This is a genomic window from Flavitalea sp., from assembly GCF_035489435.1.
Lineage (GTDB): Bacteria > Bacteroidota > Bacteroidia > Chitinophagales > Chitinophagaceae > DATHKG01.
Genome location: NZ_DATHKG010000070.1, coordinates 1 through 9,827 on the forward strand (window position 1 = coordinate 1; position 9,827 = coordinate 9,827).

A 9,827-nucleotide genomic window follows, 5' to 3' on the forward strand; every position below is an offset into this window, starting at 1 on the left:
TTGGAGCCGCAATAGCGACAATTGCGCTAAAGTCACTGTAGTGGCTTCCAATGTTTAAAACTAATTCTCCTCCTCTTGAACTTCCTAATAAGGCAATTCGGTCCTTGTCAATCTTTGGATGATTAGCAATAGTTCTAATTGTGTCATAAATCGCACTTATGGCTATTCTATCTATTTCAGGCGGTGTATTTACCGACTTAAAATAACCAACCGATAGAAAAGCAAATCCGTTTTTAAGAAATAGTTCTCTCACTTCCTTGGTTTCGTCATGCGCATAGATATTCCCACCTTCGCTGCCTCCAAATGCCACAACAAGAGGCTGCCGCACAGAATTAGAAAGAAATAACTTTGCATCAACTTTTCCATAATTTTTCGGTTGTTGCGGGTCGCAGCTCCAGATTAATATCGTTATTAGGAATAGTATCTGAGTCAATCTTTGGGTCACGCTTGTTTTTGCAATCAAGTGATATATTTTTCTGCTTGCCGAGAACGTGGTAGTATTGGCGAAGGCGGGCATAGCTTAATGTTTTGTTCCACATGTAACTGGCCGCCCGCTTTTGCCAATACCATGTTAGCTGCAGTTCTTGCGGCATTAGGACTTTTGCGCTATTAATTCACAACCAGCACTTGCGACTTTAGCTTCTGTTTCCTGAAGCCAATTTAGAGCGCTGGCACCTAGGTAGTCCGTATAGTTGTAATTACCCATTTGGTATTTGTATTTCTTCAAATTCCTTCTTACGGCTTTTAAGACTTTGTCAGCCCAATTAATAAAGTCATCCGGTTTATTAACCCATTCGTTATCGTTCACATACCTAGGTTCAAAATAAAGTCTGCCCCTTTCGATGGTCTTATTTATATAGACACTTCTGTCGAAATGAACAACAGGCAAAGATCGACTGTTAACGTGCCAATAATGATGGCTTTCGACATATTCAAGCTGAATATTTTTAAAGTCTTTCGGTCGCATAAGGTAGACTCGCTTTTTCTCTTTACCTATGTCCTTAATCAAAGTGTCGTCGATAGTGGTCAAGTGATTCGAGTTGTGATAGTCTCTAAACAAAACGACATCCCCAAACGATTTCAAGAGTTTATCGAAGGATTCTTGGTCCCCTGGATGAAGAAAGAAGTTTATTTGTCTTCCCATTCTAATTTTTAATTCAGCTAGCTAGTTGTATTGCAGCTAACTTATAATTATACTTCATTTGTGACGTGAATCTAATTATCTATTTTTCACTTTATGTTGTATCAGTTCTGCAAATAAAATCCCGACCACCCTGCTTTTAAACACTTCGGAACGAAAATACCACGATCTACGAATGGCGAATAGATGCACTACGACTAAAAAGTAAAGCGTACCCGGAGTACGCGATACTGATCCATTAGAAAGGCATTGCATTTAACAACTACCCGATTAGTATTCTGATGGCGCAGGGGTTTTTACTGGTATTCCCAATTTATCAGTACGTTATAACCTTAAGCTGGATCTCTACTTCTTAGCTTTTAGGTGCAAAGCTTCGCCATGCCAGTCCCATTGAGGTCTTCAACAGGCAGCGAATCGGAGCTTAAAATACTGATATTTATATGATTGTCAAGGTTTGTGAAGATTAATTTTATTTGTGAAGATTAATTTTTAAGAGAACAAGTGTTCCCCCTGGTGTAACGCAGAATACACACAATTTTCGCAAGTATCTAAATAAAAGGTATTCTCCGCCCCGGAGATCTAAAATATCGGGAAGCAAATGAGGAGAGCTATATTGGCCAACATGAACCGGAATTTTAAAAAGAACGTTGTTGTCTCTTGATAATATTCTTCAGTACCAATAAACTCATGGACATGCTTGTTTGCAGGGCGCTATACACATGATAGTATTGCCCATCTCAGCGCTTCTGTTTTGGATAAAGTACTTTTTATAAAATACCCTCATTTTAATTGTTGCTCACTATTTGCAGTTTTTCTTTCACAAGCTCAGTAACTTTCCCGGTGGCAATAGGAAATATTTTTCTTAAATCAATCTCATCAGTATTATTTAAGATACTTTGCAGCGTTTTCATAAAAATATTTTTTATTTCCGTAGCAAGGTTCACTTTACAAATTCCCCTTGATATAGCTTCCTTCAATTGTTCTGCAGGAACACCGGAACTCCCATGAAGGACCAGCGTAATCGGCACAATGGAACGTATCCTTGAAAGCAGTTCCTGCTGTAATTTTGGTTCTTCTTTATAAAATCCATGTGCGGTGCCTATGGCAATAGCCAGTGCATCCACTCCCGTTTCCTCAACAAACATTTTCGCCTGTTCCGGTTGGGTAAAAACCTGCTGACTGTGCGACTGCCCCAATTTAGCGACATATCCCAGTTCCGCTTCTACATGCACCTGGTAACTTTGTGCTCTTCTTACAACTTCTTTAGTAATTTTTATATTTTCTTCAATGGAAAGTTCACTCCCGTCTATCATCACCGAATCGAAGCCTGCATCAAGACAGGCTTGTGCAAGTTCCACCGAATCGCCGTGATCAAGATGGATCCAGCCTTCCACTCCAAATTCCTTTAATCCCTGCCTGCCTAAACCCACAGCCGTTTCAAGTCCCATGTATTCAATTGAGCTTCTTGTCAACTGCAGTATTAGCGGCGAGTTGGTAATACTGGCAGCCTTAAGCACGCCATGCAGCGTTTCGAGATTATAATAATTTGTAGCGAGCAATCCACTTTTCTGCGCTGTGAGCTGGTGTAATTTTTCCTTGATCTTCATTGCTTAGAGTACTATATTAAATATTTCTTTTACCTTCTTATTAAATCCATGACGGCTCTCGAATGCCGTGGTTCCTCCGGAAGCCATGGTGTTTACCGCACCTGCTAAATTTGCAAGCTCAAGGCTTTCTTCCAGTGAACAGCCATCTAAATAGCGTGAAATAAATCCCGCATTAAAGCTGTCGCCCGCGCCAATCGCATCTACGAAGTGTTCATGCAAAAATGGTTTTGCCACCATCATATTTCCTTTTTCATATGCCACTGCCCCTTCAATACCACGCTTAACAATTATCTTATTCGCATATTTCCCGATCTTCTCCAGGGCCCTCCCGAGATCCTCTTCGCCGGACAACTTTAATATCTCCGCTGCATTAGGGAGAAAAATATCTACATAAGGAAGGCAATCGCGGTAAGGAAAATCCCATTTATTATCAGGATCCCATTGCAGATCGAGTGAAGTTGTCAGGCCATTCTCTTTTGCAGTCTTAAATAAGTGAGCAATATCCGGTTGAATTCCTTTCTGCAAAAAGTAAGATGAAAAATGGATGTGCCTGAATTGATGAAACAATTCAAATGGAATATTTGCGGCACTGAAAACTTCCATCGCCCCGCAATTAGTAATGTTGGCACGATCATCAGAATAATTTAATACAACTGTTGCCCCGGTATGATGTTCTTCCGACTCGATGATGTAAGCGGTGTCAACATTCTTATTTCTTAATTCGTTCAGAATGAATTTTCCAAACGAATCCTGACCCACCATGCCGCAAAATGCAGTGCTCACACCAAGCGTGGCAATATTGGATGCAAAGATGGCTGAGGAACTGCCGATCGTGATATTCATTTTGTCAGCAAGTATCTCCGTTCCTATCAGTGGAAATCCATTTATCTTGTCAAGAATAATATCAATATTCAATTCCCCTATTACCAGAATATCCTTCTTCATGGTATCAACCACTATTAAATTTTTATTAAAAGATTACTTTGAATAAATAGTAACGCCCTGAACAACCCTGTTAATGGCACCGCTGACTGAAGGATTGTCAGGATTGAGACCCAATTTCAGCGACTGATAAAAACCAAGAAGCTGGCCTATTAAGGCTACCGGCAGAATATAAAAATAGTTCGTTAGATTATTAAATTCAATGTCAAGCACCGTATTTTGCAGGTCCCCTATCTTTCTGCCAATACTAATTGCAGGCAAATATACACTGTCAGCCGCAATGGATTCTGCAAGATCCTTTTCATATTGGAAAACATGGTCAATATTTGAAAATAAATAAACGATCAATGATTTTTCATTGATCACCACCCTTGGCCCGTGCCGGAAACCAAGAAAAGAATCATGTTTACAGATCACCTTACCATCCGTCAGTTCCTGCAATTTCAGGTGACATTCACGTGCGATTCCCAATAAAGGGCCTGAACCGAGAAAAATAACGCGGTCATATTTTTTTTCGGCAACCTTTTTTATTAGAGGAAGAAATTCACCCATTATTATTCCTGCATTTTCAATAGCATCAGAAAGCAAAGACTGCATTCCTTTCCATTTTCCCAGTTTTGCAATGAGCATTACAGATAATAACATAGATGTGAAACTTCCAGTCATTGCGAGACCCTTATCATTTGCATTTTCAGGAAGAATAAAACAATAATAATTTTTATCTTTTGCGTTCTTAATGACCCGCCCGTTTTCATTGCAGGTAACGATCAGGTGAAATATTGTTGTACAGTAATCATTTGCCAGGTTTATAGCTTCAAGACTTTCAGGACTATTGCCCGACCTCGCAAATGAGATCATTAATGTGGGCACATCCTTCATAAAATATAAATCCGGGTGCGTGATCAGGTCTGTAGTGGCAATTGCCTGGGTAAGCTTTTGCGTTTCAGCCTGGAATATTCCCTGGACACATTCACCAATGAATGCAGATGATCCTGCTCCTGTTAAAATAATCCGAAGGTCTTTTTCACCGAAGACCGGTAATAAAAAATTCTCCAGGCTTTCCTTTTTTTCCACTACCAGTTCATAAACCTGTTGCCATAACTTAGGCTGTCCGGCAATTTCCAACGCCGTGTGCATGGATCCCGGTATTCCGCTCTCATAAGGGATAGAATGTAAATATTCAGACTGCTTCATATAGTTCTTTTGAATCGTTTCAGCTTTTTATTATTTGATACCATTTGGTTAACCGCATAGTTTATACCTTATATAATACTTGTTGGTTCAACAGGCATTTCGTTTTTGGTCTCTTCAACTCCCATCATAAATGCAGACGCAATCGCCAGCACCATCCCTCCGATAATTATAGGATGCGGGACTACCGCGTAAATAGCAAGCGATATAACAACTGTGAGCACAGGGGAAAGTGCAGTCGTCATCGGGGCAATGATTATTGCCTTTCCATATCGAAATGCATAGACCAGGCAAAGCGCTCCAAGTGCATTCAATAACTGGATACCAGATGCGAGATAAGGTCCTTTGAATCCCCAGTTGATAGGTTGTGAGAAATCAGTCATATACAATGCCAGGGGAATCAATACAACGGAACTGATCATCATATAAAAAAAGATGCTTTCCGCTTTCATGGTTTCATTTGCAAATCTCATCACGTACCCCTGTGCGCCCCAGGCCAGCAACGGTATAGCGGCAAGTAACATCCATAAATATCCGCTTACCTGGCTTTCTCCGGGCGGCTGATATGAAAGCAACAAAATGGCAACTATCGCCACCCCGATCCCTATCCATCCCAGGCGGCTGGTCTTTTCTTTTAAAAAAATTACAGAAAGCAATATGGTGACCACGGGTGTGAGCGAGAGCAATGGAAAAACAAGATAAGCAGGAGCAATGCGCAAAATAAAAAACAGCACCAATTGTCCCGCTGCGCCCAGCAGTCCTGCAAGGCTACCCAATAAAATGGAACGCTTGTCTGTTTCCAATTTCCATTTGTTAATGATCAGTGCAATCACCGAAGCCGGTATCATTGTCAGTGCCCATACTACATAACCCAGGGTGGCAGGAAATCCGTTTTTTTCAGGAATCTCCATAAGGGCACCCCAAACTCCCATAAAAATGACATGTACAATCACGAAACTCAGCCAATTCTTATTTTTTTTCATAGTGTTCTTATTAATGAGAATCGAACCAATTAATTATACGGTTCAACAAATCCACCCTGTTCGCGGGTTTTAAATCCGGTCTCCAGCCATGGCCCTCTCCTTCATATAAAACCATTGAAGTTTGTACACCTGACTTTTTTAAACCCACATACATTTCTTCTGCCTGCGAAACAGGAACTTCATTGTCCAACATGCCATGAAGAAATAGTGTAGCTGTGGTAACATTCTTTATATTTCGCAGGGGTGAACATTGCCAGAGCAACGAATATCTGTCAGGGATCTTTGTTTCAAAGTCAGATTCAATCAGAGAATGATAAATTGAAGTTCCTGCAAAACTGATCAGGTTACTTATGCCGCCATCTGCCACTGCGGCTTTAAAACGGTTGGTTTGCGTAATGATCCAATTGGTGAGATAGCCGCCATAACTCTGGCCTGTGACAAATAGTTTTTCTGAATTGATCCATTTATTGTTTTCAATAATGTGATCCAGGCCAGCCATCAGGTCCCTGTAATCGCCACCGCCCCAGTCACCTGCATTTCCACTACTAAATGCCTGTCCGTAACCGCTGCTTCCCCGTGGATTGATAAATAAAACCGCATAGCCATTTGCAGAAAGTATTTGCATGCGGTCCTCAAAGGCATAACCAAACATATTGTGCGGTCCGCCGTGTATCACGAGCGCTAAAGGATATTTATCAGCTTCATTGAACGAAACCGGTTTCATGAGCCAGCCCTGAATGGCCCTTCCGTCAAAACTGCTGAACCAGTAAGTTACTGCATCCTGTAATAAACAATTATTCACGATTGCATGGTTCAGGCTGGTCAGCTGCATAGTTGTAGCAGAACTTTCCCGCATGATAAATAATTCAGCAGGCCGGTTGATCGTTGTTGCCGTATATGCCACAGCATCTTTATTGACATCATATTCCAGTAAACTAATATCGCCGGCTATCATCGGCTCAATATTACCTTCAGGTACAGAGGAACGATATAATTTTGTTGTTCCATGATTGCCAGAAGTGAAATAAATAAAGCCTGTATCTCTGTTCCATGATAAATTTTCAATCCTTCTGTCAAACGATTTTGTAAGGTCGCGTGATTTACAGGATAACATGTCAACAATATACAAATGGGTATCCTCTGCAGGGCTGTCATTCGTACTGACCTTGCCTGAAATACCGAGATAAGCAATCCAATTTCCATCAGGTGACCAGCAAGGCTGGAAAGCTGTTCCATTGTCATTGGTTAACCTGGTTATTTGTCCGGTCTTTATCTCTAAGGTCCATAAATCATTGCATTGGTTATCATCAGGATCGGCAGAGCGGTTACTTATAAAAGCTATCTGTGAACCATCCGGTGACCAGGATATCGAATGTTCATTGTAAATATCGTTTGTCATCAATTGCGGTTCACCGCCTGCCACAGGAATTGTCCAGATATGCGTCAGAGATTTATCAGCAAAAAAAGAACGCCCCCTGCCTCCTTTCGTTTTATATAACAGCGAGTTGATCTCTCTGACTTCTTTTGTTTCTATATCTGTTTCGGCAAATGGCATCGTGCCTACATATGCAATGCTGTTTCCATCAGGAGCCCAGGCAAAATTCTTTCTCTCATAATGATCTATGAAATAGTTGGAATAATAAACCCGCACCAGGAATCTACTGGTATCGGAGTGCAGATCATAGATCCAGATACCTTCCTTACCATTTTCCTCCGCTTCATAAGCGATCTGCGATCCGGCGGGGTTCCATTCCGGCGAAGAACCTTTAGCCAGGTACCGGATTTCCTTGTCTTCTATCCTGATTAATGCAATATGATTTTTTGTACTGTTTTCATTTTTATCAGTTAAAGAGATCGTGCATACTACGTGACTGTTTTTAGGTGAGAGCTTCGGACCGCTCAAACCTGCCAGGTCGTATATGTCTTCCAATTGAAACGGACGTTTATTCAGATGATTATCTTCACTCATTTTATAAAAGATAAATGCGGCAATTAAAGTTTATTACTTCAATATTGATTTTTCAATTATTGATATCAGTTCTTTCAGATAAATTATTCTTTTTAGCAAACCCGTTCCTTGCGGCAAGTAGATCCTGCGCCCATTTAACCAATGGATAATGGAGCTGACGGTAAATTAAATAAGTCATATCCACAGTTCTTACCGGTGGATGATCTTTTACATCATCTACCTGGTCAACATATTTTCGGCCATTTGCTTCAGCAACGCGTGGCAACCAATCCTGGTACCATATAGCCGTAAGGGAGTTGAGCGTTTCATTTCTTTCTTTGTTAATTTTCCCTGCGAGTTCCAGGGCATGGTCAATCAACGAGACAGCTACTACCGGATTGCCGGATGCTGTTGCAGCGGAAAGCCTGAGCAGCTCATTGATCTTTTTCAGATCAAGCAGCATCTCCAGATTCTGCCTGCAAAGTTTTGCCACAGAATAAAGCACCTGCAGATGATATTGCTGATATTGAACAGTGTTCAGATTTTTTTGCAACAAGAGCATCAACTCGTTATTCTCTTTTAGAAATTTCTCTGCAAGCTGCAGTCTTTCTTTATTGGTATTGTTCCAGTCGCTGTTAAAGGAGAGATCAGTAGCGGAAGGAAGAGGCAATAAAGGCAAAACCTGATCCTTGGCGGGCCTTGGTGTATCGAAGATAGCAGCGGAATAACCAACAATAGGTGTGCGGTTATTTGATTGTGCCCAGTCCCAGCTTTTTTCCCAAAACTCAGCCTGTGTACTCAGCAATTGATACACCTTATCCATCAGGATTGCATTGGCACCATAAAAAGAATTGTAAAAACGATTGGTGAGGTCCTGTGGGTTTACGGCATTGATATTCCAGGCTGCTGCATTTCCTGTGGCATAGCCAAGCCAGAATGTTTCAGGATTTGAGCCTGCATCCGCCCATCCGCATACAATAACGCCCATGAAGTCAGATTTGCCTGCTTCTATTTGGGTGGTTATTGTATTAATCACTTCGCTTACCCGACCTTTAGCCATCTCACCCTGCTGGAGTTCATCGTCTGTAAGAGGCAAAGATCCTGTACCGGCAGATTTTTTGGGTAGCCGGTAATAATTTGGAAATAAAGGCTCCACCCCCTGGGCTGAAGTAAATACAAGGTGACGGATGCCGTGTTCTTTGAACCGGGAACCATAATCTTTACTGTTACCGTTAATGCCATTTATCAAATGAGAAGGCAGGAAAGTAACATCCTCAGGCAGGAGCGGATATTCTCCCCAGATGATCACCTTTCTTCCTTTTTCGTGAATTTTATTGGATATCCTTGTTATGTATTCCGCTAATAATCTTCCATTGCCTCCCAATGCAGCTGCACGGCTTTTGTCCCTATCCGACTTGCCCACATAATAAGCTTCATCTGTAGAGAGAAAAAAGTATTTGCCTCCCTTATTCGCATTTATGAGCTCATCAACCATGCCCAGCAGTAATTCATCGGCTTTAGGATCAACGACACTGAGATCATAGTTCGAATTGGGAAATGCCCTCAGGCTCTTATATTCAGGATGTTTTAGAATAAATGAAATGTGGGCAGGGGCATCAATGTAGGGCACCAGCTCCACGTAGTGCGCCTTCGCGTAATCGGTGAGCTCCTGAAATTCCGCAGGTGTGTATGCATATGGCTCAACTATCGGTTTTGCCCCGGTGAATTGAAAATGTCCCTCCAGCTTCAGCGTGAATGCATTGATCTTGTAATAGCTTGCCTGAAGGATAGCACGTTTCATGGCGTCTAGTCGCTCCAGGTGATGTGCATCATCCCAGTAGATCATGCGCAGGTCCATATCAGGCCAGTCGGTAATCCGACCTCCGGAAAACCAGGCTTTACCGTTCCCTGGTTGCAGTAATTGGATAAGTGTCTGCACGCCGTAAAACAAACCCGGACCTGCATTGGCGGTAATGGTAATGCGTCCCTTTTCCAGTTGTAAACGGTATGCCTGT

At 41.7% G+C, this 9,827-nt stretch carries 8 protein-coding genes; all 8 read right to left on the reverse strand.

What is annotated here, in order from left to right:
* Nucleotides 1-517: alpha/beta hydrolase family protein (locus tag VK664_RS11135; RefSeq protein ID WP_461398732.1), on the reverse strand; the 517-nt coding region annotated here is incomplete at its 3' end.
* 75 nt (nt 518-592) lie between these two features.
* A complete protein-coding gene (locus VK664_RS11140; protein WP_461398733.1) occupies nt 593-1,144 on the reverse strand; it encodes a hypothetical protein in 552 nt (183 codons plus the stop codon).
* Between the two features lie 782 nt (nt 1,145-1,926).
* Nucleotides 1,927-2,748, reverse strand: a complete 822-nt coding sequence (locus VK664_RS11145; protein WP_461398734.1) for a class II fructose-bisphosphate aldolase — start codon at nt 2,746-2,748, stop codon at nt 1,927-1,929.
* Between the two features lie 3 nt (nt 2,749-2,751).
* Nucleotides 2,752-3,693, reverse strand: coding sequence for a carbohydrate kinase family protein (locus tag VK664_RS11150; protein ID WP_461398735.1), 942 nt, complete (start codon nt 3,691-3,693; stop codon nt 2,752-2,754).
* Nucleotides 3,694-3,726: 33 nt separating this feature from the next.
* Nucleotides 3,727-4,884, reverse strand: a complete 1,158-nt coding sequence (locus VK664_RS11155; protein ID WP_461398736.1) for an SIS domain-containing protein — start codon at nt 4,882-4,884, stop codon at nt 3,727-3,729.
* A gap of 68 nt (nt 4,885-4,952) precedes the next feature.
* Nucleotides 4,953-5,864: a DMT family transporter gene (locus VK664_RS11160; protein ID WP_461398737.1), complete on the reverse strand. Its 912-nt coding sequence runs from the start codon at nt 5,862-5,864 to the stop codon at nt 4,953-4,955.
* 10 nt (nt 5,865-5,874) lie between these two features.
* Nucleotides 5,875-7,833, reverse strand: coding sequence for a S9 family peptidase (locus VK664_RS11165; RefSeq protein WP_461398738.1), 1,959 nt, complete (start codon nt 7,831-7,833; stop codon nt 5,875-5,877).
* 52 nt (nt 7,834-7,885) lie between these two features.
* A partial coding sequence (locus VK664_RS11170; protein WP_461398739.1) for a glycoside hydrolase family 20 zincin-like fold domain-containing protein occupies nt 7,886-9,827 on the reverse strand: 1,942 nt, incomplete at its 5' end.